Source organism: Jeotgalibacillus sp. 10bf12, assembly GCF_055597105.1.
The window spans coordinates 687,485-712,827 of record NZ_CP200276.1; the positions used below are offsets into that span (position 1 = coordinate 687,485).

At 43.0% G+C, this 25,343-nt stretch carries 27 protein-coding genes, 4 pseudogenes and 2 riboswitches; of the genes and pseudogenes, 12 read left to right on the forward strand and 19 right to left on the reverse strand.

Annotated features, from left to right (window positions below; translation table 11 throughout):
• The first annotated feature begins 20 nt into the window (after positions 1–20).
• Positions 21–1,621, forward strand: a pseudogene (tnpC, locus tag DH10bf12_RS03200) (IS66 family transposase).
• Positions 1,622–1,979: 358 nt separating this feature from the next.
• Here the strand turns inward: tnpC and DH10bf12_RS03205 are convergent.
• A complete protein-coding gene (locus DH10bf12_RS03205) occupies positions 1,980–2,297 on the reverse strand; it encodes a DMT family transporter (protein ID WP_471737171.1) in 318 nt (105 codons plus the stop codon).
• Positions 2,294–2,629, reverse strand: coding sequence for a DMT family transporter (locus DH10bf12_RS03210; RefSeq protein WP_471737172.1), 336 nt, complete (start codon positions 2,627–2,629; stop codon positions 2,294–2,296). Before DH10bf12_RS03210 ends, DH10bf12_RS03205 begins: the two co-directional genes overlap by 4 nt.
• Positions 2,630–2,692: 63 nt before the next feature.
• Positions 2,693–2,788, reverse strand: a riboswitch (guanidine-I (ykkC/yxkD leader).
• A 295-nt stretch (positions 2,789–3,083) separates the two neighbouring features.
• Between DH10bf12_RS03210 and DH10bf12_RS03215 the strand changes: the two are divergent.
• The 4 genes and pseudogenes from DH10bf12_RS03215 to DH10bf12_RS03230 all read left to right on the forward strand — a co-directional run.
• A pseudogene (locus tag DH10bf12_RS03215) lies at positions 3,084–3,482 on the forward strand (alcohol dehydrogenase catalytic domain-containing protein); the annotation flags it as partial.
• A 97-nt stretch (positions 3,483–3,579) separates the two neighbouring features.
• The gene (locus DH10bf12_RS03220) at positions 3,580–4,824 is read left to right on the forward strand and encodes an IS256 family transposase (protein ID WP_471736684.1); all 1,245 of its coding nucleotides are present in this window, start codon (positions 3,580–3,582) and stop codon (positions 4,822–4,824) included.
• A 20-nt stretch (positions 4,825–4,844) separates the two neighbouring features.
• Positions 4,845–5,492, forward strand: a pseudogene (adhP, locus tag DH10bf12_RS03225) (alcohol dehydrogenase AdhP); the annotation flags it as partial.
• Between the two features lie 272 nt (positions 5,493–5,764).
• The gene (locus tag DH10bf12_RS03230; RefSeq protein ID WP_471737173.1) at positions 5,765–6,805 is read left to right on the forward strand and encodes an NAD(P)-dependent alcohol dehydrogenase; all 1,041 of its coding nucleotides are present in this window, start codon (positions 5,765–5,767) and stop codon (positions 6,803–6,805) included.
• Between the two features lie 40 nt (positions 6,806–6,845).
• Here DH10bf12_RS03230 and DH10bf12_RS03235 read toward each other — a convergent pair whose 3' ends face one another.
• The 3 genes from DH10bf12_RS03235 to DH10bf12_RS03245 are packed head-to-tail and all read right to left on the reverse strand — an operon-like array spanning position 6,846 to position 8,613.
• Positions 6,846–7,592: an SAM-dependent methyltransferase gene (locus tag DH10bf12_RS03235; protein WP_471737174.1), complete on the reverse strand. Its 747-nt coding sequence runs from the start codon at positions 7,590–7,592 to the stop codon at positions 6,846–6,848.
• A 19-nt stretch (positions 7,593–7,611) separates the two neighbouring features.
• Positions 7,612–8,097 (reverse strand): GNAT family N-acetyltransferase, encoded by a 486-nt coding sequence (locus DH10bf12_RS03240; protein WP_471738183.1) that lies wholly within the window; start codon positions 8,095–8,097, stop codon positions 7,612–7,614.
• A 12-nt stretch (positions 8,098–8,109) separates the two neighbouring features.
• A complete protein-coding gene (locus DH10bf12_RS03245; RefSeq protein WP_471737175.1) occupies positions 8,110–8,613 on the reverse strand; it encodes a hypothetical protein in 504 nt (167 codons plus the stop codon).
• A 107-nt stretch (positions 8,614–8,720) separates the two neighbouring features.
• Here DH10bf12_RS03245 and DH10bf12_RS03250 point away from each other — a divergent pair, with 107 nt between their 5' ends.
• Positions 8,721–9,002 carry a hypothetical protein gene (locus tag DH10bf12_RS03250; RefSeq protein ID WP_471737176.1) on the forward strand — a complete coding sequence of 94 codons (282 nt, stop codon included), beginning with the start codon at positions 8,721–8,723 and terminating at the stop codon, positions 9,000–9,002.
• Between the two features lie 77 nt (positions 9,003–9,079).
• Here the strand turns inward: DH10bf12_RS03250 and DH10bf12_RS03255 are convergent, their stop codons facing one another.
• The 8 genes and pseudogenes from DH10bf12_RS03255 to DH10bf12_RS03290 form a co-directional block, all read right to left on the reverse strand.
• Positions 9,080–9,838 (reverse strand): class I SAM-dependent methyltransferase, encoded by a 759-nt coding sequence (locus tag DH10bf12_RS03255; protein ID WP_471737177.1) that lies wholly within the window; start codon positions 9,836–9,838, stop codon positions 9,080–9,082.
• Positions 9,839–9,993: 155 nt separating this feature from the next.
• Complete coding sequence (locus DH10bf12_RS03260) at positions 9,994–10,599, reverse strand: ABC-2 transporter permease (protein ID WP_471737178.1); 606 nt, start codon at positions 10,597–10,599, stop codon at positions 9,994–9,996.
• Entirely contained in the window at positions 10,592–11,458 is an 867-nt protein-coding gene (locus DH10bf12_RS03265; protein WP_471737179.1) for an ABC transporter ATP-binding protein, read from the reverse strand. Before DH10bf12_RS03265 ends, DH10bf12_RS03260 begins: the two co-directional genes overlap by 8 nt.
• Before the next feature lie 7 nt (positions 11,459–11,465).
• Entirely contained in the window at positions 11,466–11,837 is a 372-nt protein-coding gene (locus DH10bf12_RS03270) for a GntR family transcriptional regulator (protein WP_471737181.1), read from the reverse strand.
• Positions 11,838–11,971: 134 nt separating this feature from the next.
• Complete coding sequence (locus DH10bf12_RS03275; protein ID WP_471737182.1) at positions 11,972–12,238, reverse strand: GGDEF domain-containing protein; 267 nt, start codon at positions 12,236–12,238, stop codon at positions 11,972–11,974.
• An 18-nt stretch (positions 12,239–12,256) separates the two neighbouring features.
• Positions 12,257–12,795, reverse strand: a pseudogene (locus DH10bf12_RS03280) (histidine phosphatase family protein).
• A gap of 37 nt (positions 12,796–12,832) precedes the next feature.
• A complete protein-coding gene (locus tag DH10bf12_RS03285; RefSeq protein ID WP_471737183.1) occupies positions 12,833–13,066 on the reverse strand; it encodes a hypothetical protein in 234 nt (77 codons plus the stop codon).
• A gap of 139 nt (positions 13,067–13,205) precedes the next feature.
• The gene (locus DH10bf12_RS03290) at positions 13,206–13,763 is read right to left on the reverse strand and encodes a YcxB family protein (protein ID WP_471737184.1); all 558 of its coding nucleotides are present in this window, start codon (positions 13,761–13,763) and stop codon (positions 13,206–13,208) included.
• A gap of 232 nt (positions 13,764–13,995) precedes the next feature.
• Here DH10bf12_RS03290 and DH10bf12_RS03295 point away from each other — a divergent pair, with 232 nt between their 5' ends.
• Both DH10bf12_RS03295 and DH10bf12_RS03300 read left to right on the forward strand, forming a co-directional pair.
• Positions 13,996–14,622: a class I SAM-dependent methyltransferase gene (locus tag DH10bf12_RS03295; protein ID WP_471737185.1), complete on the forward strand. Its 627-nt coding sequence runs from the start codon at positions 13,996–13,998 to the stop codon at positions 14,620–14,622.
• A 43-nt stretch (positions 14,623–14,665) separates the two neighbouring features.
• A riboswitch (SAM riboswitch) is annotated at positions 14,666–14,770 on the forward strand.
• Positions 14,771–14,860: 90 nt separating this feature from the next.
• Positions 14,861–15,202: a hypothetical protein gene (locus DH10bf12_RS03300; protein WP_471737186.1), complete on the forward strand. Its 342-nt coding sequence runs from the start codon at positions 14,861–14,863 to the stop codon at positions 15,200–15,202.
• 136 nt (positions 15,203–15,338) lie between these two features.
• On the opposite strand, the gene DH10bf12_RS03305 is transcribed toward DH10bf12_RS03300, so the two are convergent.
• The 5 genes from DH10bf12_RS03305 to DH10bf12_RS03325 are packed head-to-tail and all read right to left on the reverse strand — an operon-like array spanning position 15,339 to position 19,728.
• Positions 15,339–16,793: a PTS mannitol transporter subunit IIBC gene (locus DH10bf12_RS03305; RefSeq protein WP_471737187.1), complete on the reverse strand. Its 1,455-nt coding sequence runs from the start codon at positions 16,791–16,793 to the stop codon at positions 15,339–15,341.
• A gap of 26 nt (positions 16,794–16,819) precedes the next feature.
• Entirely contained in the window at positions 16,820–17,257 is a 438-nt protein-coding gene (locus tag DH10bf12_RS03310; protein WP_471737188.1) for a PTS sugar transporter subunit IIA, read from the reverse strand.
• Between the two features lie 14 nt (positions 17,258–17,271).
• Entirely contained in the window at positions 17,272–18,432 is a 1,161-nt protein-coding gene (locus DH10bf12_RS03315; RefSeq protein WP_471737189.1) for a mannitol-1-phosphate 5-dehydrogenase, read from the reverse strand.
• A 30-nt stretch (positions 18,433–18,462) separates the two neighbouring features.
• The gene (gene hxlB / locus DH10bf12_RS03320; RefSeq protein WP_471737190.1) at positions 18,463–19,023 is read right to left on the reverse strand and encodes a 6-phospho-3-hexuloisomerase; all 561 of its coding nucleotides are present in this window, start codon (positions 19,021–19,023) and stop codon (positions 18,463–18,465) included.
• Positions 19,024–19,728 carry a ribulose-phosphate 3-epimerase gene (locus DH10bf12_RS03325; RefSeq protein ID WP_471737191.1) on the reverse strand — a complete coding sequence of 235 codons (705 nt, stop codon included), beginning with the start codon at positions 19,726–19,728 and terminating at the stop codon, positions 19,024–19,026.
• Between the two features lie 175 nt (positions 19,729–19,903).
• Between DH10bf12_RS03325 and DH10bf12_RS03330 the strand changes: the two genes are divergently transcribed.
• From DH10bf12_RS03330 to DH10bf12_RS03340, 3 genes are all read left to right on the forward strand, one after another.
• Positions 19,904–20,653 (forward strand): DeoR/GlpR family DNA-binding transcription regulator, encoded by a 750-nt coding sequence (locus DH10bf12_RS03330; protein ID WP_471737192.1) that lies wholly within the window; start codon positions 19,904–19,906, stop codon positions 20,651–20,653.
• 364 nt (positions 20,654–21,017) lie between these two features.
• Positions 21,018–22,019, forward strand: coding sequence for a tRNA dihydrouridine synthase (locus tag DH10bf12_RS03335; RefSeq protein WP_471737193.1), 1,002 nt, complete (start codon positions 21,018–21,020; stop codon positions 22,017–22,019).
• A gap of 290 nt (positions 22,020–22,309) precedes the next feature.
• A complete protein-coding gene (locus DH10bf12_RS03340; protein WP_471737194.1) occupies positions 22,310–22,543 on the forward strand; it encodes a hypothetical protein in 234 nt (77 codons plus the stop codon).
• Positions 22,544–22,585: 42 nt separating this feature from the next.
• On the opposite strand, the gene hpaB is transcribed toward DH10bf12_RS03340, so the two are convergent.
• Entirely contained in the window at positions 22,586–24,016 is a 1,431-nt protein-coding gene (hpaB, locus tag DH10bf12_RS03345; RefSeq protein ID WP_471737195.1) for a 4-hydroxyphenylacetate 3-monooxygenase, oxygenase component, read from the reverse strand.
• A 262-nt stretch (positions 24,017–24,278) separates the two neighbouring features.
• On the opposite strand from hpaB, the gene DH10bf12_RS03350 reads away from it, so the two are divergent.
• Entirely contained in the window at positions 24,279–25,343 is a 1,065-nt protein-coding gene (locus DH10bf12_RS03350) for an iron-siderophore ABC transporter substrate-binding protein (RefSeq protein WP_471737196.1), read from the forward strand.

Here is a 25,343-nt window from a genome sequence, read left to right on the forward strand (position 1 = left end):
AGGTGTCGTACCCTAGGGGTATGAAAAAACAAACGACACCTTCTCATCCTAAAACTTCAAATAAAGACCGCATTCATGAACTGGAAAAGCGTAACGAAGAGCTCGAAGCTCTTGTCTCTTGGTATGAAGGCCAATTCAAACAGCTTCAAACCGAGAAATTCGGCCGTTCCAGTGAAAAGACGAATACCTCCGATGGTCAGATTGAACTTCCACTTTTTAATGAAGTAGAGATCACTCAAGATTCAGCACATGAAGAACCACAGTTAAACGAAAGCGATCTCGTTTCAAGCACTCAAAAAAACAAGCGAAAGCGTTCATCACATGAACTGAACCTTCCGGTTGAAAAAGTCACTTATCATTTACCTGAAGCTGAACGAAATTGCGAAAGCTGCGGGCATGACCTACACGTTATGACGACAGAAACAAACCGCACACTTGAAATTATTCCGGCCAGTGTCAAAGTCACTGAACACGCGCAAGAAGTATATGCTTGCCGTCAGTGTCAGGAATCTGGGATTGAAACACCTATTATCAAAGCGCCAAAACCGGCATCAGTCTACCCTAAAAGCATGGCATCTGCCTCATCGATGGCTTACGTGCTGACCCAAAAATATCAATCTGGTCTCCCTCTGTACCGTCAGGAACAGCTCTTTAAACAACAGGGGATTCCTCTTTCGAGACAGACAATGGCGAACTGGGCAGTTTATGGGGCTGATCAATGGTTATCACCATTAGTGACACAGATGAAGGCTAAAATGATGAAGGAAGCTGTCTTACATGCAGATGAAACGTCTGTTCAAGTGCTGAACGAAGAAGGTCGTGCAGCTTCATCAACTTCTTATATGTGGCTCTATCGGACTGGTCAGACTTCTTTTCCGTGCGTGGTTTACGATTATAAAACCACTCGTGCCGGAAAAAATCCGAAGGAGTTTCTTAAAGACTTCAAAGGATTTCTTCATGTGGATGGCTATGCAGGCTATCACAAAGTTGCGAACGTGAAACTGTCAGGTTGTTGGGCGCATGCGCGAAGATACTTTGTTAAAGCTGCCAAGAGTGCCCCGAAGAAAAAAGGGGAACTGTTAAACCTCCCTGAACAGGCAGTTCAAAAAATTGGGCAGCTGTATAAGATTGAAAAAGAAATACGAGAGCTGAACTTAAATAGCGATAAACGTCACCAGCTTCGAAAAGAAAAAGACTGCCATTTGCGGTGGCTTACTTAGAGTGTCTGAAAATCATTCGTCCAACTGTGTTGCCGAAAAGCCCTTTGGGCGAAGCCATTGTATACTCACTCAATCAAAAAGATGCTTTGCTTACCCCCTTTTCAGATGGTCGACTTGAAATTGATAATAATTTAGCTGAACGTAGTATCAAACCTTTTGTGATCGGCCGAAAAAACTGGTTGTTTTCGAATTCGATGAAAGGCGCAGATACCAGCGCACTTATTTACAGTGTGATCGAATCAGCTAAAGAAAATGATCTAAAACCGTTTGAATATCTCACTTATTTATTTGAAAAAATGCCAAACACAAATCTGTCTGATCAGCAGAATCTGGATCAGTTTCTGCCGTGGTCTAAACAAATACCTGATCACTGTCGAATTGAAAAAGTAAACAAGCATTAAGTAAAAGCCGTCCCGAAGGGTACGGCTTTTCTGTTGCCTCAAATATCATCATCAAAATAATCAATGTGTGTTTGCTTTGACGCTTACGAATACTGGGCGATGTTCGGAGAAAAACATGCCTTGTTCGGAGAATAGACGCTGGTGTTCTTAGAATAACCCGGGTGGTTCGCAACTAAATGCACCACCTTCGCAGAAAAGTGTAAAAAGACTTATACCTAAAATCGCAATAACCCCCGGCTGAGCGGTCAGCCGGGGGTTATTGTTTATTGCGGCTCACCCGGGACGGAGTTAGCTGATCCACTTTTAGAATCATTCTAAAAATGAACAACTCATCTCCGTCCCCGCTGTGCCGCTTCATTTAACTTGTCACTACTCTCAATCCAACAACCGCCACCACAATCAGTGACAAAAAGAAAATACGCTTACGGTCTGCAGGGTCTCCGTAAAAGATCATCCCTACGACGACACCGCCGATCGTTCCCATACCGGTCCAAACGGCGTAGGCAACGCCAAGCGGAATCGTTGTCATAGCAAATGACAGGAGGTTCAGGCTCGCAATAAAGCCGCCGATTAAAAAGATAAATCCGCTGATCTTTTTGCCTGTTGCGATCCGCTGCATACCGTTTACACCGATCACTTCACAGAACCCTGCAATAATTAATGCAATCCAGCTCATGATTCGTGCGCCTCCTTCCCTTTTTCATCCGTGACAAATTTCAGACCGATCACGCCAACAAGCAGCATCAGTACAAAGAATACGACGCCTGCATTGATGCCTGCCTCAAAGAAGATCATATCTACAATCACAGTACCTAATGTACCGAGTCCGACAAAGACTGCGTAAACTGTTGCTGTCGGCAGGCGGGTTGAAGCCATCAGTAATCCGGTGAAGCTCACAATGATTGCTGCGATTGTGAGCGTCCACGTTAATCCGTCATTCGCATATTTCAGACCGGTCGCCCAGCCGATTTCAAATAATGCCGCAACTGCTACGACAAACCACCACATAAAAATCGCTCCTTTTCTCTCTACAAAAATAAAAAACCCGGGACATATCACTTGTTAAGTGGTATCTCCCGGGCTTTTCTCCCTCCGTGTACAAAGATCGCTCTTTGCGCTTTCTCTCGGACCAGACCCATATTTGGCGGAACCCTAGAAAGTCTCTTATGTCTATGGAGTTTTCGGTACTCATGTTAGTACGAATGGGGTGTGAAGTCAAGTGAAGGGATCAGTCTGCATGTGACTGTACATGTACACCCCGGGGACGGAGGTGAAAGTGCCAAGCGGTGACACTTTCACCTCCGTCCCCAAAAAATTCAGACATTGTTCAATATTTCACAATCTTTATCTGTGAAAAAATGATAAGCTTAATGTGTAGTCAAGATTTACTTTAATTGGTACTAAAACCAACTGTAAAGCTGGTCAAAACTCATCTTATTTTGGTAAAAGGAGAGGTTACACGATGAAAGCTGTAGTAGTAAATCCAACATCAAAATCAAACATTGAGGTCATTGAAAAGGAATTGCGCCCTCTAAAAGCTGGAGAAGCACTGGTGGATGTGGAGTATTGTGGCGTTTGTCATACAGACTTACACGTAGCAGCGGGCGATTTTGGTAATGTGGAGGGCCGTGTGCTTGGACATGAAGGAATCGGCATTGTGTCTAAAGTTGCTGATGATGTGACCAGTTTAAAAGAAGGTGATCGTGTCAGCATTGCCTGGATGTTTCAGGCATGTGGCCGATGTGAGTATTGTACGACAGGCCGGGAAACTTTTTGCCGTAACGTTCAGAATGCCGGTTACAGCGTAGACGGCGGAATGGCTGAACAGTGTATTGTGACAGCTGATTTTGCTGTAAAAGTGGCCTTGTAAACTAAACTGTGTAAGTAAGAGTGCGTACGACTTTTACTTCGCAGTTTAGTTTTTTATTGCTAAGATAATTTCATATGGTTGGAGGAGGATGGGTATGGTGAAAAAGGATCGAAATGCTAAAGCGAGTGAGTTGGCCAAACAGATACTAGAGACGTATGAACCTGAATCCGTACAAGATATGCAGGAAGCTCTTAAAGACATCTTTGGTCCAATGTTTGAATCTATGCTAAAAGGCGAGATGAATCACCATCTAGGTTACCAGTCCAACAGTAAAGAAGAGAAAGAATCACTCAACAGAAGAAATGGTTATGGGAAAAAGACGCTTCAAACGAGTTCTGGTGAACTGGATATTCAAGTGCCACGTGATCGAGATGGATCATTTGAACCTCTACTAGTCCCAAAGCGTAAAAAGAATCTCTCTGAGATGGAGGATAAGGTGATCTCGATGTATGCACGAGGTATGTCACAACGTGATATCTCATCTACAATTGAGGAGATCTACGGCTTTTCTATCTCTCACGAGATGGTCTCAGACATCACAGACAGTGTTATGCCAGATCTTGAAGAGTGGCAATTTCGCCCACTTCAAAGCTGTTATTCATTTTTATTTGTAGACTGTATGTATACCACCATTCGTAACCACCACGAGACGAGAAAGTATGCCGTTTATACGATTCTCGGTTATACAATCGAAGGTAAAAAAGAGATCTTGGGTTTGTGGTTAAACGAGACAGAAAGTAAACACAAATGGATGCAGATCTTTGATGAGATTAAGTCCCGAGGCGTTGAAGACATCTTTTTCATTTCGATGGATGGTGTCAGTGGATTAGAAGAAGGCGCAAGAGCTATATTCCCAGAGGTCGTGGTTCAGCGATGTATTGTTCATTTAATACGCAACTCTGTGCGTTATGTGCCCTATAAAGATTACCGGGCTTTTACCAAGTCTCTTAAAACAGTGTATGGTGCTCCGAATTTGAAAGCTTCCCGTAAAGCCTTTGAGGAATTTGAAAAGCAGTGGACACAATATCCTGGTGCCATTGATGTCTGGAGAAGAAACATTCTACATGTTGAACAGCTCTTTGATTATGGAAGTGCGATTCGAAGAATCATGTACACCACCAACGCGGTCGAAAGTGTTCACTCCAGCTTTAGAAAAGTCACTAAAAAAGGAGCATTCCCCCATGAGAATGCTTTATTAAAACTACTCTTTTTACGAATTAGAGAATTAGAAGTGAAATGGTCAACTGGATTCGTTCCTAACTGGGCCCAAGTATTAAATCAGCTATTGATCAATGAAAGCCTACAGGCGAGGGCTGCCAAGTACCTGGAGTAAGAAACTTACACAGTTTATTTGACAAGCCCGTAAAAGTACCTGAAGGACTTGATCCTGCGCAGGCCAGCAGTATCACATGCGCAGGTGTTACAACTTATAAGGCCATCAAGGTTTCTGACGTGAAACCAGGACAATGGGTTGTTATCTACGGCTGTGGCGGACTTGGGAATCTGGCTATCCAGTATGCTAAAAATGTGTTTAATGCAAAGGTGATTGCGGTTGATATTAATGATGACAAATTAGCATTAGCAAAAGAAATCGGTGCTGACATGACGATTAATCCGCTGACAGAGGGAGATGCAGAAAAGATCATTCAGGAACAATTAGGTGGCGCACATGCCGCGGTTGTTACAGCTGTGTCTAAAGCTGCATTCAATTCAGCAGTCAATGCAGTACGTGCCTGCAGTAAAGTCGTAGCGGTCGGCTTGCCTTCTGACACAATGGATCTGAATATCCCCCGTCTGGTACTGGACGGCATTGAAGTTGTCGGCTCTCTGGTAGGTACACGCAAAGACCTTGAAGAAGCATTCACATTTGGTGCAGAGGGTAAGGTCGTACCAATTGTAAAAACCCGCTGTTTACATGAGGTTCAGGATATCTTTGAAGAAATGAAGGAAGGTAAAATTCAGGGACGTATGGTCATCGATTTTCAAAAGCAGTCAAACTAATCATAGATATGGAAAGCGGGTGCGCCGGATGCGTGCCCGCTTTTTAACGAATTGTCTATCATCTTTAGGTATGGTTTTCCTTTTCTTACTCCGCTTTCTTTTTAACGTATGCCGTTACCTCTTCACCTCTGTCTCCACTATTCACCCCAGCACATCCAAACAATAGATTCATATGATAAATGTTTAATTTCTCCCCCCGCGTGAACTATAAAGGATAGGAAGGTTTGCAGGTTCACCCGCTGCCTTAAAAAGACAATGGAGGTTTTATAGAGATGGTAACTGCTAAAGCAAGAGCTGTTGATGGACCGGATAAATCGTTTCGCGAGGCTGAAATTGAGCGTCGTGAGCTTGATAAAAAGGATATTTTAATTGAAATTAAGTTTGCAGGGATTTGTCACTCTGATCTTCATACTGCACACGGCGACTGGGGCGAAGTGAATTATCCGCTTGTTCCTGGTCATGAGATTGCAGGTGTGGTCACAGATGTCGGTGAAGACGTGACGAAATATAAAGTCGGTGACCGTGTAGGTGTCGGCTGTATGGTGGATTCATGCGGCGAGTGTGAGAACTGTAAAGAGGGCGAAGAGCAATACTGCCTCAAAGGCAATGTCCCTACTTATGCAGGTGTTGATAAATACGGTGAGCCGACGCAGGGCGGATATTCTACGCATATCGTAGTCGTTGAGGATTTCGTACTTGGTATCCCCGACAGTATTCCGCTCGATAAAGCTGCACCGCTTTTATGCGCAGGAATTACAACATTTTCACCGTTAAACCACTGGAATGCAGGTCCTGGCAAACAGGTAGCGGTTGTCGGTATGGGCGGCCTTGGACATATGGCGGTTAAAATTGCACATGCCATGGGCGCTGAAGTGACGGTGCTTTCTCAGACATTGAATAAGAAAGAAGACGGGCTGGCATTTGGTGCGAGCAGCTATTACGCAACAAGTGATGAAGAAACGTTCGAGAAGCTTTCAGGCACATTCGACCTGATTATTAATACGGTCAGCGCAAAGCTTGATATGAATGCATACCTTTCGCTGCTGACATTGAACGGGACACTTGTAAATGTCGGAGCGCCTGCTGAGCCGCTTGATATCAATGTATTTTCACTCATTCCTCACAGACGTTCATTTGCAGGATCATTGATTGGCGGTATCCGTGAAACACAGGAGATGCTTGATTTCTGTGCAGAACACGATATTGCACCAAGCATTGAAGTGATTTCTGCTGATGAGATTGATGAGGCTTATAAACGTGTGATGGATTCTGATGTAAAATATCGCTTTGTGATTGATATCAGCACGATGTAATCAAGCTTAAGGCTCCCGGACTGGTTCCGGGAGCCTTTTATCATTTTATTACCGCCAGATAAGCCATTGCCTTATGTAAAGGCGCCTTTTCTATGTACTGCCCTGCGTCATAATCCATTGCCCCACCTGGCTCATAATGAACCACATTAAGATTGAGTCCGCTCATCAAAAGTTGGAGGTCTGCAGGTGAATAACATCTGAGCGACTGCATTACTTTACCCTGCGCTTGATCCACTTCCCACCAGGAATCAAGCATACGGCAATTTACAGCATCAAAACCGTACGCGCGTTGAATGCCATTTGCGAACGACATACTCTGCCCTGATGCACCTGCCCAGAACCACGGCGTGTAAATGTCGATAAAGGCTGACCCATCACGCTTAAGCCATTGACGAATCCTTTTTAATAAACGCTGCTGATCAGCATCCGTTCCTATGCCAAAGCTGTCCCAGTAACAGACTGCGTCAAACTGATCAGGTAATTCAATTTGATAAAAGTCACCATGTATGACGGTAATTTTTTCCGTTACATTATGCGTTTTTGCCAACTTGTGAATATGAGCAACTGCGTTTTCTGTAAGCTCAATGACTGTGACATCATAACCCTTTTTGGCTGCCGCTACTGCGAAATATCCTTTTCCGCCGCCGAGTTCGAGAATCGACTGTACGGGTTCATCCGAAAAGTTTTCAAGGTGATTGAGCCTCTCATTTTCAGCCTCCAGCATGTCTTCGTCGTTTAAATCCATCCACTCATATTGCTTTGTGTAAAATCCTTTGACCCATTTCATTCAAAAAACTCCCTTTTCACTACTCTTTTAAAAGCTCGTATTGAATCAGCCGGCTATTCTTACCCTCATAGTCTTCATACCCGACTCTGCTGACTTCCTGAAAGCCAAGTTTCTCAAGCATTTTCCTGGAGCGGCTATTGGCTTCATGTGTTTCTGCGTAAAAGGTCGTGAGGTTCAGCTCCCGCACACCATATTCCATCATTAACGCCGCTGCCTGAGCACCAATCCCATTTCCCCACAATCCACTTTTCCCAATCGCAATGCCAAGCTCAGCGGAATGACCACTGATCTCTGCTAAGTCCGCGTAACCAACTAATTCTGTTTCAAATACGATACCTTTCCGTATAAAATTCTCTGGCGGATGGTTTACAATCTTACCCCACCAGCACTGAATTTCTTCAGGGTTTCTATTCATCTGCCATCCATTTGCCTGACAAAACTTCAAGTCACAGCTCCATTGAAGTACGTCTTTAATATCACTTTCAGTAATAGGTCTTAATCTCATATTCAACGTCTATCACTCTTTCTCTGTCGTTACGAGCAGTTCATCAAAAGGATGGAGATCAGGAAACCTGTCCAACACTTTGTATTCCATTGCAGGAGATGCCTGAACGTGAATGAACGAATCTTCAAGTTCAAAAATAATCACACGCATCCAGACTTCCCCTTCTTCTCTAAAACCATAGCCCCACACATTTTTTATTTTATTTTTCAAGGTTGAAAAACTTGCAGAATAGATCAGGTACTTTTGCGATCCCATCTCTGATTCCTCAAACTTTAATGGCTCAGGGACATCCTGTTCTGTAACGATTAATGCGTCATCTCCTGAGTACAGCTCCCGCCACTTAATAAGCCAGAACTTCTCATTCCTGTTCCCGTTGACTTGCCAGAAGCAAAGGATTGCCGGGTCTGCAATAACGGTAATGTTCTGATCATTTTTATAGGTATGAAGCAAGTCACCATAGATCCCGGAGAATGTCATTCCTTTTACTTTTTTCAGAAAGTCGAATTGGTTAATCATGATCACCTCCACCTTCACACTTCTTTACAACCTATACAATCCCCTTTATTTTCCTGTAAAATAGAGTAAGTATCTAAATAGATTATACATACACGGAGGTCTTTATCATGTGGGTCATCTTAGGGGTTATCGCGATCGCAGTAACTTTTCTCAACCTTTATCTGTATTCAGTAGGAAAGGATTATAAGCTTGCGATGGCAATGGGATTATCATTTACTGCATTAACACTTTGTGCAGAATACAGTATGGTATCAGAGTGGGTAGACGCTGAAGACTGGGCGGCGTTAATGGATATCGTGCCTACGATGGAATGGGCTTTATGGTTTCTAACAATCGTATCAATCCTGCTAAATATCACACCGATCATTTTAGAGAAAAGAAGTAAGTAATAAATAGTAAAGGATAGAATAAGCGTTGCGCTCAGCCTATCCTTTATTGCTGCCATTTGATCAGCTGTTCTTCAGTTTTAACGAATTTTTCTGCAGACATAGATCATCTCATAACTCTCATTTTTCACCGGTGTTTCTTTCCAATCTTCATATACATTCAGCACTTTAAAACCATGTAAATCCAACAGTCTTTCCATTTCTTTCGGGTACACATATCTCAGACTGATATTGGTACGTTTTTCATCAACAAGCTCGGCTTGACGATCTTTGTATTTTCTAATCGTCGTATAGTGCTGAATCTGCTCCAGTGCATCATAGCGACTGATCGTAGAGACGTCTACTGTGAGTTCACCGTCCTGATAAGATCTCCAGTATTCTTCCACAGGTGGCTGTAATAACTCTTCCGCGCCTGGAAACCTTGTGCTGAAAATCAATATCCCCTCATCTTCTAAATGACGGTTCACTGAACGCAGTAATCCATCCTGTTCTTCATTCGTTAAAAAGTGTTGAAATGAGTTTCCGACTGTATAGATGAGCGGACTTTTCATGCCAAGATTCAGATCTGTACAATCCTCCGCAAGCCACTCGATGTCAACGCCCGCAGAAGATGATTTCTTTTGGGCCGCTTCAAGCATCCCTTGATGTACGTCTATTCCCATCACCTGAAAGCCTTCTTTAGCCAGCGGAATGGTCACTCTTCCCGTTCCACAGGCCAGATCAATCATTGTACCTGGTGTTTTTGAGGCCCACTTGATCAAGAAAGGCAGTTCAGGCAGATAGCTTTCGTTTTCTTTATCATAAAGCTCCGGATCGTCGTATTCTTCAAAATTATCCACTGCTTAGTTCCCCTTTTTTATGATTGTTTCACGTGAAACAGGTTATTAAAGCTAAAGAACCCTCATGTTCTCATAACCTTATTTTAACAAACAATGAGTGTAGACTGGACATAAATAAAACCCTGCCATGTTAAATGACAGAGTGGACAATTAATCTAAAATGCTTTTTTCTGATAAATGATTGTTGTGAAAGTCCAGGAAGCGGCGTATATCAACAGGATAATAATTGCTGCCCCTGAATATAATGACGTGTCGGGAGTTTCAATAAAAAAGGTCGTAATGGTTGTTAAATGATTAGATAGAAATCTGATAACAGGCTGGCTGATTATCCCTCCGACGATTACAACAAACATTAGAACTAATGTGATATAGCCTTGCTTAAGAATATAAAAGAGTGGAAAAGCGATAGCTCCGAATAACAGGAAGGCTAATGCGCCAATTGCAGCATCTGTTAATGAGAAGCTTCGATTAAAGATCATCATAGATAAAGCGACAAGTGCACTCGCGATGAACATAAAGACAAGCGCGCCAATGTATCTCGCTGCAACGATCTGTTTTCTGGTATAAGGAAGAGAATTCAGCAGAATATTAGCATCTGTCTTTTCATCATATGCATAAGCATTGAATGGAATAAAAAAGCTCGCTACAAAGAAGGTCAGGATCGGCGGAACACCTGTTAATACGAAGAATAAAATAAAAGGTATAAAAATAATCAATTGTCTTTTCTGTAAAATAATATCTCGCCTGATCAGATTAAGCATAGCTTTTACTCCCCTTCGTGTAATACATAATATCCTCAAGTGTTGCCCGTTCAATGACGACTGATTCCCCAAATGTTTCCCTGACAGCCTTCACATTGTCAGTCAGTGCTTCAAAACCGGTAGAAGCCCGCTGCACATGGACAAATGATTTTTCGGTATCCCGGTCTAGGAGGTCAGTCCCTCCTTTTACAAGCGCATAACTTTCTTCTACTTCAGGAGCAGTCTGATTAAATATCAACTCTCCTTTATTGATAAAAGCAATGTAATCGGCGATCCGCTCAAGATCAGTTGTAATATGGGTCGAAAACAAAATTGTCCGCTTACCATCAAGCATGAGCTCCTGCAACAGATCAAGCAGCTCACGTCTGAATACCGGATCAAGTCCTGCAGTCGGCTCATCCATAATGATCAGTTCAGCATCATGTGAGAGTGCAATTGCTAATGAGGCCTTCATTTGCATCCCTTTTGAAAATGTTTTAACTGATTTTTTTAGCGGAAGTTCAAATCTCTCCACATATTCACGAAAAAGCTGATTATCCCAGTGTTTGTAAGCCGGACCCACAATCCGCCTGATATCAGTCAGGTTCATCCCTTCATAAAAAACGTTGCCATCGTACACAAAACCGATGCGTTCCTTAATCGCTTTTTCATGTGTGCTGTAATCCTGACCAAAGACTTTAACTTCTCCTGCCTCTGGTTTAATCAGATTCATCATCATTTTAATCGTCGTCGATTTTCCTGCTCCGTTTGCCCCGATCAATCCCGTAATATAACCCTGCTTGACCTGCAAATTCATTTTATTTATTGAAAAACCCTTATAAGTTTTCGTTACATTTTTTATATCAACTACGTGTTCCATCCCTTTTTCACTCCCTGTATAAAATGTCTAAAAGCTCTTTCATTTCCTCTAAAGTCAGCCCGATCTCCCTGCTGTTCGTGATCACAGCGCTAAGCTGTTCCTCAATCACTTTCAGCTTCTTTTCTCTCATCACTTCCAGGTTCTGTTCAGCTACAAATGATCCTTTACCAACGACTGAATAAATGAATCCAGCCTTCTCAAGTTCTTCATAGGCACGCTTCGTTGTAATAACGCTGATGTGCAGATCCTTAGCAAGCTGCCGGATTGAAGGCAGTGATGCACCTTCTACAAGATCACCCGAAAGAATCAGTGACTTCACCTGATTAGTGATCTGCTCATAGATCGGTTCCTTAGAGCTATTCGAAATAATAATCTGCATGTAAATCCCTCGTTTTTCATCATTAATGATATAGTGTATATATACTTTATATACACTATATACACAAGCGTATTTGATTGCAAGTTTTTTTAAAAACAAAAACAGGTGCTAAACTTTGAAGTTTAACACCTGCATTAGCCATGTTTTCTATTCAAATCTTTCGTTACGCGGGAGTAAGTTCTGACTCTATTCCGCCCATCCGCTTTCGCCTGATACAACGCTTTATCCGCCTGATTCAGAAGCTGGAATAAAGTTTCATCCTTCTCGTGAGTCGCAGATGCTACACCGAGACTTAATGTAATAGGCAGCGTGCCTTCTTCCATTTTAAAAGGATGATCCTCAATTTGCTGACGCAGCTTCTCAGCATCTGATACCTGCAGCGGTTCAATTCTGATGTTCATGTAGATGCTCCTATTCTCTTAACCTGTTAATAAATCTCCTTCAAATCTCAGCTGGTAAATATCAGGCATTGCGAGCTGATTCCAGAAGGCGAAATCATACTGCTGATCAAAAAATTCATAATCAGCACCATAATATTGCCGTGTGTTCCAATCACAATATTCTGTCCTTGATACTTCTCTAATACATTTTCCAGTGCTTTCACACCTCTTTCCTGCGCAGCCAGATTCGATTCCCCACCGTCCCAGGAAAAGGCCGGATCCTCCCATACTTTCGTGATTGCTTTGTTAAAATCTTCAACGGGTTCAGCAGTTAATGTCCGCTCTCTGAAGTCTTCAACTATTTCAATCTCTTTATCTATGTAAGCAGCAATACCTTCAACCGTTTGGACTGCACGTTTGTAAGGGCTTGATAGCACAGCAGTTATATTCTCAGTCTTTAAGTACTCCGTTACAGTATTGGCATCAATCAGCCCTTTTTCAGACAAAGGACGGCTCATGTCGTCTGGCGTGAAGTATGAGTGTGCGTGCCTGACTAGATAGATGGTTGTCAATGTCATTCAACTCCAATGTCTTTCTCTGATTCTAAATGCTTGATTACTGGATAAAAGACAAAATGAAGAGCAATATTCCCAATGAAATAATCACTTTGCCCCCGGTTTTTTTACCTTCATCAATCAACCTTAATCCTGACATAGTAATCCAGCCGGCAAGTGAGATCATAGACACCACTGACAGCAGCGTTAATTCTTGAAAGATCAGACTTGGGATGGTTGTAATGATGACAAGCCCCAGAAAGATATTTTCCATTACACGAATCATGTTGGTCATAGATCCCTCCGTCAAAAGTATTTCCAACTGTCTTCTTACGATTATTTTGACATGATGGTTAGTGAATGTATATTGGTTTTTCTAAATTATGGTACACAAAAACGCCTGGACACAGATTCCAGACGTTTCATTTTCCATATTATTTAGCCGCTTCTCTACTAGCCCTATACTCTTCTCTAATCCGCTTTCTCACCCGACCAATCAAATCTTCTAACCGCAGCTGGTCAGTTTCTGTTAATCCGTCAGGGTGCTTAGGAAGAAATAAGACTTGTGCTTTTGATAGGAAAAGATAGTAGTTCCTCTGATCCTCACCGATACGAATGACACCATCCCAGTCGAACGCGAGTGTGGAATATTGCATTTTGCGGATGACTCCTGCTTCATCTAATTGAAATTCAACAGAACCGATGGAATTCTCCATGTTTTTCCCGTCAAACTGTTTCTGAATACTTTTCATTGTTGTTCTTTCAACCGTAGGCGGTACGAAGACCCCTGTAAGGATAATTAGTAAGATCCCCATGATTACGCCGATAAATGAGCTGAATAAATCAAGAGTAAAGGAAAGGATAATGACAATCAGCAGAGATGAAAGAGTGGATCTTTTCTTTATACTGTTCAAATCGCCGTTAAGTATTAGGCGCTTTCGCTGCATGTCTACATAATCCTGTGTTGTGTAAAATGCCTGAAATTTAATCATGTCAATTTCGAATCACCTTTCTTATGATGTCAGTGTCAACTTAACATAGATTAAGAGGCGTATGTAATGAAAATTTCGTAAAACTAATAGATTTTTAAATATGATACAATCAATACAAATAATTGGAAGGTGTGGTTCAGATGAAAAACGTTAAAACAGAGGTTACCGGAATTTAACATGGGCAATCCACAGAGAATGCCCGTCATTTTTGAACATTTTAGGAGGAGCATTCTTGTTAAATAACACTGGATTTAATTTATGGGCAAATGATTATGATCAGACGGTAAAGGTAAGTGAAGAAAGTAATTTATACCCTTTCGCCGGCTACAAAGAGATATTGAATATGATTTTTAATACTGTGATGAATAAGGAAAAAGCTGATGTGCTGGATATCGGATTTGGTACTGGTGTTTTGACGAATAAGCTTTATGAAAACGGCCACCAGATTGATGGACTGGACTTTTCATCTGAGATGATTTCGATTGCACAGAATAAAATGCCTGAGGCGAGTCTGGTGGAATGGGATATTTCAAATGGCCTGCCGCCTGCGCTTCAGGAGAAAAAATACGATTTTATCGTCAGCACGTATACCCTTCATCACCTGAATGATGAAGAAAAGGTCACGTTTATCCGTGAACTGTTATCTCATTTAAAAGCAGGCGGTCAGCTGCTGATTGGTGATATTGCTTTTGGGACGAGAGAGCAACTTGAGGCTTGCCGGGCCGCGCATGTTGAGCATTGGGATGAGGATGAGTTTTACTTTGTCGCTGACGAGTTGAAGGCCGCATTGGACGGCATTTGTAAATGTGATTTTCATGAAATTTCGCATTGTGGCGGTGTGATTTTGATCACCGCTTAAAGACATTTCGCCTTCAAAATGGTATAATACTGTTAATTAAATAAGGTTATCAAGAGTGAACGAGAGTACTGGCTCTAAGACTTCACAGCAACCTGCCTAAAAGGTAAGGTGCTCCCACCAGCAAAGCGCAGGCTTTGGATGATAACGAACGGACTGTGGTCCCTGTTGCATTCATTGCAGCAGGGATTTTTTTCGTTTCTCTTGATCCTTGTTTAAAAAACATGAAGGAGAGATGAAGATGAATGCTTCAGGAATGTTGAGAGGTTATGCTTCAAAGGCTATGCCGAATGACGCATTCTTTGATCACGTGACACAGACGATGGAGAAGCAATTGAAGCAGTGGGATACGGACTATGAGCTGTTTGTGAATACGACAGATGGTTATCAGATTGCGGTTTTATATGGGGAGAGCCGTTACACAGCAACATTGAGTGCTGAAAATTGGGATACGCTTCAGCAAAACACTCCCTCTTCAGTTGACCGTGCCATCTGGCTGCAGCTGCAGGAACAGGGGCTTGAGGTGAAGACTGGGTTTGGGGATTATATCGAGAAGGTGTTCGGGAGTTTTACGGGTAATTAAATGAACATGTGCACTGCCGGGACGGAGGTTAACAGGCCATTTCGTGACCATTTGACCTCCGTCCCCACACTGCCTATCATAAATAGAGCTACCCCGGCGTTAAAATTGATAACGCCGGGGTAGTCTTCACATCTATCTATTCTTTTTCCTTCTCCAACTGATCCAGCAGTTCATCAAGACTCGGATCATTCAGATAACTTTCAATCGTAATAATCTTTTTATCATCATGAGCCATTCGCGCACGATCTGATAGATTTTTGTGAACGACGATGATATCTGAGTGTTCAGGTACGTCTTCAATTCTGTAGTGCTTGACCTCAATGTCTGTGATCCCCTTCTTCTGGAGCTTCTTTCTGAAAGTCGTTGCACCGAGTGCACTGCTTCCCGCTCCGGCATCACATGCAAATGAGATTTTGCTTACGTTCTTTGTTTCTGCAGATTCTGCTGAGAAATTCATCAGCTGCTTTCCTTCTGCTTTCATTGACTGTGACTTCGCAAGAGAGCTGCTGAAGTCAGCTTCTTCATCTTTGTTTTTATCAAGCTTCAGGATCACGGATGTAACTACAAATGTTACTGCTGCAGCTACCAGAACGCCTGAAATAATACCGAGGAAGTTTCCTCTTGGTGTAAGAGCCAGGTAAGCGAAGATCGATCCCGGACTCGGTCCTGCGACAAGACCTGCATCAAATAGGCTGAACACTGCAATTCCTGACATACCCCCTGCAATCATACCGATGATTGTAAGTGGTTTCATTAGTACATAAGGGAAATACAGCTCATGAATACCACCAAGGAAATGAATCACAATCGCACCCGGTGCTGTTCTTCTGGCTATCTTTCCACCAAATAGCGTGAATGCAAGAAGCAGTCCAAGACCCGGTCCAGGGTTTGAAGCGACTGTAAAGAAGATGGATTTCCCGGCATCAACCGTTTCCTGCAGTCCAAGCGGATAGTAAATCCCCTGGTCAATCACGTTATTCAGGAACAAGACTTTAGCAGGCTCATTCACAATAGATAGCAGCGGCAGGAAACCTGTCGACACAAGCGCCTGAATGGCTGCTGTCATCGCTTCATTCAGAGATTGAATGACTGGTCCAATAAACAAATAAGAGATGATCATTAAACCGAAGCCTAAAATACCGATTGAGAAGTTGTTAACGATCATTTCAAAGCCGGCAGCAATTCTGTTTTCAATCAGCTTATCAAACTTCTTGATCACATAACCGCCTAATGGTCCAATAATCATTGCCCCAAGGAACATCGGAATATCGGATCCAACAATCAATCCGATGGCACCGATCGCCCCCATGACAGCCCCTCTTTGACCGGCAATCATTCGTCCACCGGTATAAGCAAGCAGTAACGGAAGCAGGTACGTAATGGCTGGTCCGACAATCTGTTCAAGCTGCTCGTTTGGAATCCAGCCAGTCGGAATAAACAGCGCAGTTAAGATACCCCAGGCAATAAAAGCACCGATATTCGGTAAAACCATGTTGGTTAAGAAGCCGCCCATCGCCTGGATCTTTGCACGAATTGATGGTTTCTTATCGCCGTTTTGACCGTAATCCGGAACATTCGCTACGTTTGTCATTTTACATTCATCCCCTTCGTCATTGTTTATTCTAGCGATTCAATCAGGTTCAGGACTTCTTCTTCGTCTGTTGACTGCTTCAGCTGCTCCATCACTTCTTCATCGATTAATAATGATGACAGATCTGAGATTAATTCCAGATGGCCTTCGCTGTCTTCAGCTGCCAGAACAAACAGGATTTTTACATCTTTGTCTTCAGGATATGTCACGCTGTTCTCAAGCTTCAGGAAAGAAATGCCCGTTTTCAGTACGCCCCCCTGATTCTGGGCATGTGGCATGGCGATCTCAGGTGCAATCACGATATAAGAACCGTTGATTTCAACATTTTTAATCATATCGTCCACATAGGATTCAGTAATAAAGCGCTTACTTAAAAGTGGTTCTGCAGCGACTTTAATAGATTCCTCCCAGGTTGACGTTTCGTTTGCGAAGTGAATGTTTCCTTTTAGTAAATCTGCTAGCATGATGTGTTCCTCCTCTAATTGATCGCTGACATTTTCAAATTATTGTATTTACTTAATATTTTACTTTGAAGGTTTTGATCTTTGATATGGCTGATATTTTCAATCGCTTTTTCAATACCATTTTCTGCAATGTATGCCTGAAGTTCGACTGCTTCCGTGTCTTCAGTTGTATCAAACAAAAACCCTGCTGCAATCGCTGTTGTCAGGTGTTCTGTTGAATGGTCCGCTTCAAATAACGACACTGTCGGATGAACAAGACGTTCACGGCGGCCGAGCTTTCTCATTGGTGCTCTGCCAACCCTTTTCACATCATCATCTACATGCGGGTTTTTGAAACGGCTGAGTGTCTTTTCAATAAATTGATCCAACTCTTCAGGATCAGCCTGAAATGTCTGTACGATATAACCGGCTGCTTCCTTCATTGCGCCTTTTACCTGTGCTTCAAGTTCTGCATGTTGAAGTGTTTCTCTAATCGTATGGCAGCCTTTCAGATATCCAAGGTAGGCAGCTGCTGCATGTCCCATATTCACGATATAGAGTTTTCTTTCGATAAAAGGAGTCAGGTCCTGTGTGTAAGTGACGCCCTGAAGTTTTGGCAGACTATCATCCACCTTTTCGGACTCATCAATGACCCATTCATAGAAAGGCTCCACCATCGGAATCTCTCCATTTTCACTTTGCCTCGATAACGCCAAACGGTCAACGGCAGTATTTGGAAAGGCTGTGAAGGTACTGATATCAGCTGCCTCTTCCTCTGTCAGATGTTTATCGATTTCTGCTTTTAGCGTTGAGCTTGCATTAATTGCGTTCTCATTCGCCATCACATTCAGGTTCTTTCGGCTCTCAGCTGCTCTTTTCTTCAGGCCTTCAGCGAGTACACCCGCTACCCTTGAGAGATTCTGAACGCCGACTGACATGGTGATCACGTCAGCTGCCGCAATTTTTTCAATCACTGCTTCTGTTTGCGTGATGCTGTTTAATGCAGAAACAGGAGAAATTGTTTCCATGCGGCGATCATCACTCAGCAGCTCAACATCATAGCTGTTACGGCTGTTAATATGATCAATCATCTGCTGATTCACATCAACGAAGCATACATCGTATCCGTTCTTACTCAGTAAATAGCCGATGAAACCTTTGCCAATATTTCCTGCTCCAAAATGTAATGCCTGCATGTTCTAATCTCTCCTATCTCTATTTATCGTCTACTCAAGGTTTGCGTGATACTCCCAAAGGTTCTTCATATCAATGTCCTGTTCCTTAATCATCATGAGCGCCACTGTATCACCAAGTACGAGCAGACTTTGTTCAAATAAGCTTGTCATTGGCTGGACGGATGGGATTTCATTCGGCCTGTTCAGCTTCGTGCTGACAGGGATGCGCACAAATACATCAGAGAATTCTCTCATTGAACTTTCAGGATTTGCACCGATATGAGCAACTCTTGCATTATGCTGCTTTGCTTTCTTGGCAATGATCAGCGGAAAAGCTGTTTCCCCGCTACCCGACCCAACAATTAAAAGGTCTTTATCAGTAATCGCCGGTTCAGTGATCTGGCCGACAACATACGTGTTCACACCCAGGTGGGCCAGTCTTTTTGCAATTGATTTTAAGGAAAGTAATACTCGTCCCACACCTACGAAGAATACTTTATCCGCTTGACTAATTTCCTTCATTAAAAGCACTACATCTTCTTCATTTACATGTTGCAGTGTGTCCGCCAGTTCATTTGTAATGTCTTTTACAGATTCCTGATATTGAGTCATTTACTTTACCTCCTCAAGTAGACCTTTTTTAATTTGTTCTTCCATCAGCTTCTTGTTCTCTGCAAGGCTCTGTCCTTTAGCAAATAGGCTTGTACTACCTGCCACCAGAATGTCTGCACCTGCTCTTACAAGTTCCGGGATCGTCTCAAATGAAACGCGTCCATCGACTTCAATACGTGTATCGAGGCCTTTTTCATCAATTAATTGACGAAGATCCTCTACCTTTTGAACAGCGTATGCAACCTGCTTTTCATTCTTATCTGTTGCAAATCCAGGGTTGATCAGCATCAGCAGTACTGTATCGCAATATGGCAGAATGTATTCAAGCTCTGAAAGTGGGGTTGCAGGATTCAAAGCAATACCTGCACGTAGTCCGCTTTTTTTCACCAGCTGCAGATGTCTGTCGACGTGATTACTTGTTTCTAAGTGAAATGTAATCTGCTCTGCACCAATCTGAATCATTTCCTGAATGAAGTACTCATTATCTTTTGCCATCACATGCACATCGAACTTCATGTTTGTGCGTGTTTTTAATTGTTTAATCGTATCTATGCCTAGGGGCATGCTTGGACTGAAGTATCCATCGATTACATCAACATGTAAAAGCTCAAGCCCTAATTCTTCTATATTTTTAACACCTTGTTCTAAGTTACAAAGATCAGCGCACATAATTGATGGCGCGATATCGATTTTTCTATTTTGCATTTTTTTGCCTCCTTGTGCGTGTTTTTAATTGTTTAATTTATTATAAGCGCTTTCATTTTATATGTAAAGCCTGTTTTTGCATTTTTTTACGCGTTTAATGCGCGAATATTTTCGTGTTTTGTATTTTTTGTGATAAAATATAGACAATTCCACATGAACAAAGGGGATCGATCAAATGCTAAAAGAGGAAAGACAGCAAAAGATAGTGGAGATTTTAGAGGAAGAACATAAAATCATTGCGACAGACTTAAGCCGCAGGTTATCCGTTTCCGAGGATACAATCAGAAGAGATTTAAAGGAACTGGATAAACAGGGGCTGATCAAACGTGTACACAGCGGTGCCCTCAGAGTAGGTCCGCCGGTAGTGGATTTCACAACGCGTCAGCATATATCCAGTGACATTAAAACGAGCCTGGCTAAAAAGGCAATGGACTTCATTAAAGATGAGATGGTGATTTTAATTGATGGAGGCACGACAAACCTGCAATTTGTGAACCAGCTTCCTCTTACATTAAAAGCAACCATCATCACTAACAGCCCGCCAATCGCTATGGCACTTGAAGATCATCAGGATGTCGAGGTCATCATGATTGGGGGAACGTTATTCAAGCAATCAATGGTTACGCTCGGGATCGATACAGTAGAAGCACTTGAAACGATGAGAGCGGACCTTTATATTATGGGCGTCTATAATATCGACCCGCATATCGGAATCAGCGTACCGAGTATTTCTGAAGCACTGGTAAAAAGGAAGATGGTCAACGTGTCAGCTAAAACACTGGCAATGGTGACATCTGATAAGCTTGATACTGTATCAAACCATATTATCTGCCCAACAAGTCAATTGACGTACCTGATTACGGAAAATGTGAATGAACGTGTGAAGAAGCTGTATGATAATCAGGAGATTGTGGTGGTTAGTTAGGACACAACAAACTTATTCATATAAATCATGTAAAGAGAGAATATTGTTTTTAATACACTTTACCAAGTGCAGCGAAGCGTAAGGCGGCGACTCCAGCAGGAGAAGCCGGACAGGTGAGACCCCGCAGGCGCAAAGCGGCGAGGAGGCTCACCGCCGGCCCTGCGGAAAGCGTCCGCCTGAAGCGCAGCGAAACGATTACATTCCCCAAAAGTTTTCTTCCATCTTTTTTAAACCCCCTCCCCTTGCACTTTCCCCAAAATCCTATTAAAGTATATAAAGACCAAAGTCAAGCGAAACTAGTCATTGATGATTTTATATAAAATGTTGGGAACGTGTTTCCTCTATAGAAAGGGTTCAGATAGATATGAAAGATAATTTCTGGCAGGAGTTGCCGCGTCCATTTTTCGTGCTTGCACCGATGGAAGCAGTAACAGATGTCGTGTTTCGTCATGTTGTCAGTGAAGCAGCGAGACCTGATGTGTTTTTTACAGAGTTCACGAATTCGGAAAGCTATTGCCACCCGCGCGGAAAAGACAGCGTAAAAGGCCGACTCACATTTACAGAAGATGAGCAGCCGATTGTTGCGCATATCTGGGGTGACAAACCTGAATACTTCCGTCAGATGAGCATCGGCATGGCTGAGATGGGCTATCGCGGCGTAGATATTAATATGGGCTGTCCTGTACAAAACGTTGCAGCAAACGGAAAAGGTTCAGGCCTGATCCGTCATCCAGAGACTGCAGCTGCAATTATCCAGGCAGCAAAAGCGGGAGGTCTTCCGGTTAGCGTGAAGACGCGTCTTGGCTATACGAATGTCGATGAGTGGCATGACTGGCTGAAGCATATTCTTGAACAGGATATTGCCAACCTGTCGATCCACCTGCGTACGAAAAAAGAGATGAGTAGCGTGCCGGCGCACTGGGAGCTGATCCCTGAGATCAAAAAGCTACGCGATGAGATTGCACCGGATACACTTCTTACGATTAATGGTGATATCGAGGACCGCCAGATGGGTCTTGAACTTGCTGAGCAGTATGGGATTGACGGTGTGATGATCGGGCGCGGGATTTTCCATAATCCTTTTGCATTTGAAAAAGAAAAGAAAGAGCATACGAGTGAGGAATTGCTTGATCTGCTTCGTCTGCAGCTTGATCTGCATGACAAGTATTCAAGAGAGCTTGAGCCGCGTGCATTCAAACCGCTTCGCCGATTCTTCAAGATCTATGTACGTGGATTCCGCGGGGCAAGTGAGCTCAGAAACCGTCTGATGGAGACGGAGACGACTGATGAGGTTCGTGATCTGCTGAATGAATTCGCGGAGAAAAATGGTGTGAATGAAGAGCAGGGATTTTCGGTAATCAAATAAAGATTTGAGAGAAAAGCTGATTGGGCTTTTCTCTTTTTTAGTTCTATTAAAGCTTGAGCTTTTTAATCGTTTCGCTGCGCTTCAGGTGGATGCTTTCCGGAAGGTTGTTGCTGAGCCTCCTCATTGCTGCGCGCCTGCGGGGTCTCAGCTTCCAACTAATCGTCCCGGAGTCACCGCCTTCCGCTCCGATGCACTAAGATTTCATTTGTACATTAATTCAAAATTCCGATATGATACAATCGTTTTAATTACATAATATACCTATAATTTAACAAAAGAATGATGAACACGTGGCGCATTTACTCTTTTCAATTGTACTGGCAACGATTCTTGGTTTTATATTATTGATGTTGGGACCTCTGATCGGTGGTCTGATTGCTTTTGGTATCATTGTTGGCTCCTTATTCAGAGGGCTATATTTATTAAACGAAATTCATAAGAGAAGTTCTGTATATTCATCAGGAGTAGATAAAGTCCCGACGGCTTATGAAAAACACTTAGAAGAAAACAGCGCTCACAAATAGGGCTGGGAAGCATAGCTCCCGGTCTCTTATATTGTAATCAAACTACTTTCCGCCCAGAAAATCCTTCACCATCTCAACCGAATCCCCTCTGTCATACCTGCCATATAACTGATCAGCCAGCCTTACAGGATCGCCGAAAAAGAAGCGTTCATATAATTTCTGCCTCGAACCAAACGCGCTCATCGACAAATCCCATGCCAGGCGGAACAGCTTTACCCGTTGATAGCCATCCTGATTCGCTGACTGCATATGCTGAAGCAGGACGCCCTCAGTATCTTCTTTAAAGTCCTTTTCAGAAGGAATGGCCACAAGTCCGCTCGCACTGATCAGCTGAATGATTTCGATGAAGCGCGGGTAGATTTTCGGGTAGTAATTTACCGCTGCCAGCAATGGGTTGGGGTCAGGCGTCATCGTACCCCACTGATTGATTGTTGCGTTATGCTCCGACTGAAACAAAAACCCTTTCATTGCCTCAAGCGCAATGGCCACTTCAGAGAACTTTTCACGGATATGCTGATACTCACTGATATTGATGCTATTGATGATCAGCTGGATGGTTCCTAATATAAATTCCGTCTTCACCACATTTTTTGATACAACCTGGTGAGCTGTATGTTCAAGCATATGGCTCTGACTGTATAAAAGGTTTTTCACAAACGAATTTCCATGCAAAAACACCCGCTCCCAGGGTACAAGCACGTTGTCAAAAAGCACAATCGCATCCATTTCATCATATCTGGAGCCAAGCGGATGGTCATAATGAGAATCCTTATAAGCAAAAGACTCACGACAGATAAATGTTAAACCCGGCGTGTCACACGGAATCGCAAACGCGTAGGAAAAAGCTTCATCATCTGAGTTTGAAGGGACCGGATAAACCAGGATTTCATCAGTGATTCCGGCCTGCGTCGCTAAAATGCGGGAGCCGTTAATCACAATGCCGTCTGCGGTTTTCTTCACCATCCGCGCAGCAGTACCCTCCCCCTCTGCCTTTTTTGAGCGGTCTTTTTGCGGACTGACAAATACATGGGTTAAAGATAAGTCATTATCCCTCACATACGAATAGTAGTTCCTGATATTTTGTGCGCACTTTTCATCCTCAGCAGAAAACAGGTCAGCTGCGGCATTCAGCACCATCAGAATCGTATTCATATAATCCGGGGACCTTCCCATCATTCCGGCATGGCTCTTCGCCCACACCTGAATCATCCGCCTTCTTTTTTCTAAATCCTCTTTTGTTTTCGGCTCTAAAAAGGAAGTTCCACTCAGGCTGGACTGATCGGTGGTAAATGTCATCAAGTCTTTTAAGTCAGGCTGATGCTGCAGGTCATACAGCTTCGCCTGACTCGCCATCACACCCTTGAAGGCTGGATGATCTGAAAGATTGCCAGTGATCAGGCTGCCATCCAGCAAAATATTCGTTTTTAATTGATTCATTCGTTTAAGGTACTGCGCTCCTGTAGAGATCCCCATCGTGACATGCTCCTTTTTTCAGAAAAGGTCTGGTATTTATAGGTATGAAGAGAATTGGATTGTGTGACTGTCATGCTGATTGATTCAGTCTAAGCATCAGAACTTTTTATTCAGACCTAATTGTGAACATTCCCATCTTTTGAATGGCATGAAGTGTTGCATTCATTTCAAAGATATAATTGACAAGTTACAACATCCGGTCTAAAGTAATGATAATGATAATTGTTATCAATTAATTAAAATGAAGGTAGGAATAGAGATCATGGCATTTAAAGTAAAGTCTCCACTGTTTACATTTTCAATTTCAGCATTATTGATGCTTGCGCTTGCAGGCTGTTCAGATGATTCAGCTTCTGAAGAGACAGATACATCAGAAGATACGGGTACAGAAACGACTGAAACAACTTCAGGTGAATACCCGATTGTGATTGAACATGCATTAGGAGAAACCACGATTGAAGAAAAGCCTGAGCGTGTCGCAGCAGTGGCATGGTCAAACCATGATGTACCACTTGCACTTGGCGTTATGCCTGTCGGACTTTCAGCTGCAAATTATGGTGTACAGGATGACAGCGGTATCCTTCCATGGACAGCTGAAGCAATTGAAGAATTAGACGGAGAAGAACCGGTTCTTTTCCAGGATACGGACGGCATTGATTTTGAGGCAGTCGCTGATGTGAACCCTGACGTGATTCTTGCTGCTTACTCAGGGCTGACGCAGGAAGAATACGATACGTTAAGTCAGATTGCACCGGTTGTGGCTTACCAGGAAGCTCCATGGGTTTCTTCATGGCGCGATCAAGTCACCTACAACTCAATGGCGATGGGTATGGCTGAAGAAGGTGAACAGCTGATTGCTGATACAGAGCAGCTGATTGCTGACAAAGTTGCAGAGTACCCGGAGTTCGAAGGAAAAACAGCCGCATTCTTAAGTGTTAATGCTGCTGACCTGTCTTCATTCTTTGTTTATTCCAATGAGGATCCACGCGGTGCGTTCCTTGAGGAAATCGGGATGGAGTACCCTGAAAGTATTACAAGTGAATTTGCTGATCCGAATGCATTTTACATTGAAGCCAGCGCAGAAAATGCAGATATGCTGAATGATGCTGAGGTACTTGTTTCATATGGCGATGAGAATACACTTGAAGCATTACAAAATGATCCAATCCTTGGCCAGGTACCGGCGATTGAAAGAGGTTCTGTTGTGATCATCGGTGATAACACGCCGCTTGCAGCATCAGGCACACCAAGCACACTGTCAATCGAGTACACGATTGATGAGTACCTTACACTGATGTCAGAAGCTGTAAGCAAACTAGAGCAATAA

What these genes read in the sequence shown, in the direction of transcription:
- DH10bf12_RS03205 (WP_471737171.1), bottom strand. Translation starts at nt 2,297, where the DNA reads ATGAGCTGGATTGCATTAATTATTGCAGGGTTCTGTGAAGTGATCGGT.
- DH10bf12_RS03210 (WP_471737172.1), bottom strand. Translation starts at nt 2,629, where the DNA reads ATGTGGTGGTTTGTCGTAGCAGTTGCGGCATTATTTGAAATCGGCTGG.
- DH10bf12_RS03220 (WP_471736684.1), top strand. Translation starts at nt 3,580, where the DNA reads ATGGGTATGGTGAAAAAGGATCGAAATGCTAAAGCGAGTGAGTTGGCC.
- DH10bf12_RS03230 (WP_471737173.1), top strand. Translation starts at nt 5,765, where the DNA reads ATGGTAACTGCTAAAGCAAGAGCTGTTGATGGACCGGATAAATCGTTT.
- DH10bf12_RS03235 (WP_471737174.1), bottom strand. Translation starts at nt 7,592, where the DNA reads ATGAAATGGGTCAAAGGATTTTACACAAAGCAATATGAGTGGATGGAT.
- DH10bf12_RS03240 (WP_471738183.1), bottom strand. Translation starts at nt 8,097, where the DNA reads ATGAGATTAAGACCTATTACTGAAAGTGATATTAAAGACGTACTTCAA.
- DH10bf12_RS03245 (WP_471737175.1), bottom strand. Translation starts at nt 8,613, where the DNA reads ATGATTAACCAATTCGACTTTCTGAAAAAAGTAAAAGGAATGACATTC.
- DH10bf12_RS03250 (WP_471737176.1), top strand. Translation starts at nt 8,721, where the DNA reads ATGTGGGTCATCTTAGGGGTTATCGCGATCGCAGTAACTTTTCTCAAC.
- DH10bf12_RS03260 (WP_471737178.1), bottom strand. Translation starts at nt 10,599, where the DNA reads ATGCTTAATCTGATCAGGCGAGATATTATTTTACAGAAAAGACAATTG.
- DH10bf12_RS03265 (WP_471737179.1), bottom strand. Translation starts at nt 11,458, where the DNA reads ATGGAACACGTAGTTGATATAAAAAATGTAACGAAAACTTATAAGGGT.
- DH10bf12_RS03270 (WP_471737181.1), bottom strand. Translation starts at nt 11,837, where the DNA reads ATGCAGATTATTATTTCGAATAGCTCTAAGGAACCGATCTATGAGCAG.
- DH10bf12_RS03275 (WP_471737182.1), bottom strand. Translation starts at nt 12,238, where the DNA reads ATGAACATCAGAATTGAACCGCTGCAGGTATCAGATGCTGAGAAGCTG.
- DH10bf12_RS03285 (WP_471737183.1), bottom strand. Translation starts at nt 13,066, where the DNA reads ATGACCAACATGATTCGTGTAATGGAAAATATCTTTCTGGGGCTTGTC.
- DH10bf12_RS03290 (WP_471737184.1), bottom strand. Translation starts at nt 13,763, where the DNA reads ATGATTAAATTTCAGGCATTTTACACAACACAGGATTATGTAGACATG.
- DH10bf12_RS03300 (WP_471737186.1), top strand. Translation starts at nt 14,861, where the DNA reads ATGAATGCTTCAGGAATGTTGAGAGGTTATGCTTCAAAGGCTATGCCG.
- DH10bf12_RS03305 (WP_471737187.1), bottom strand. Translation starts at nt 16,793, where the DNA reads ATGACAAACGTAGCGAATGTTCCGGATTACGGTCAAAACGGCGATAAG.
- DH10bf12_RS03310 (WP_471737188.1), bottom strand. Translation starts at nt 17,257, where the DNA reads ATGCTAGCAGATTTACTAAAAGGAAACATTCACTTCGCAAACGAAACG.
- DH10bf12_RS03315 (WP_471737189.1), bottom strand. Translation starts at nt 18,432, where the DNA reads ATGCAGGCATTACATTTTGGAGCAGGAAATATTGGCAAAGGTTTCATC.
- hxlB (WP_471737190.1), bottom strand. Translation starts at nt 19,023, where the DNA reads ATGACTCAATATCAGGAATCTGTAAAAGACATTACAAATGAACTGGCG.
- DH10bf12_RS03325 (WP_471737191.1), bottom strand. Translation starts at nt 19,728, where the DNA reads ATGCAAAATAGAAAAATCGATATCGCGCCATCAATTATGTGCGCTGAT.
- DH10bf12_RS03330 (WP_471737192.1), top strand. Translation starts at nt 19,904, where the DNA reads ATGCTAAAAGAGGAAAGACAGCAAAAGATAGTGGAGATTTTAGAGGAA.
- DH10bf12_RS03335 (WP_471737193.1), top strand. Translation starts at nt 21,018, where the DNA reads ATGAAAGATAATTTCTGGCAGGAGTTGCCGCGTCCATTTTTCGTGCTT.
- hpaB (WP_471737195.1), bottom strand. Translation starts at nt 24,016, where the DNA reads ATGGGGATCTCTACAGGAGCGCAGTACCTTAAACGAATGAATCAATTA.
- DH10bf12_RS03350 (WP_471737196.1), top strand. Translation starts at nt 24,279, where the DNA reads ATGGCATTTAAAGTAAAGTCTCCACTGTTTACATTTTCAATTTCAGCA.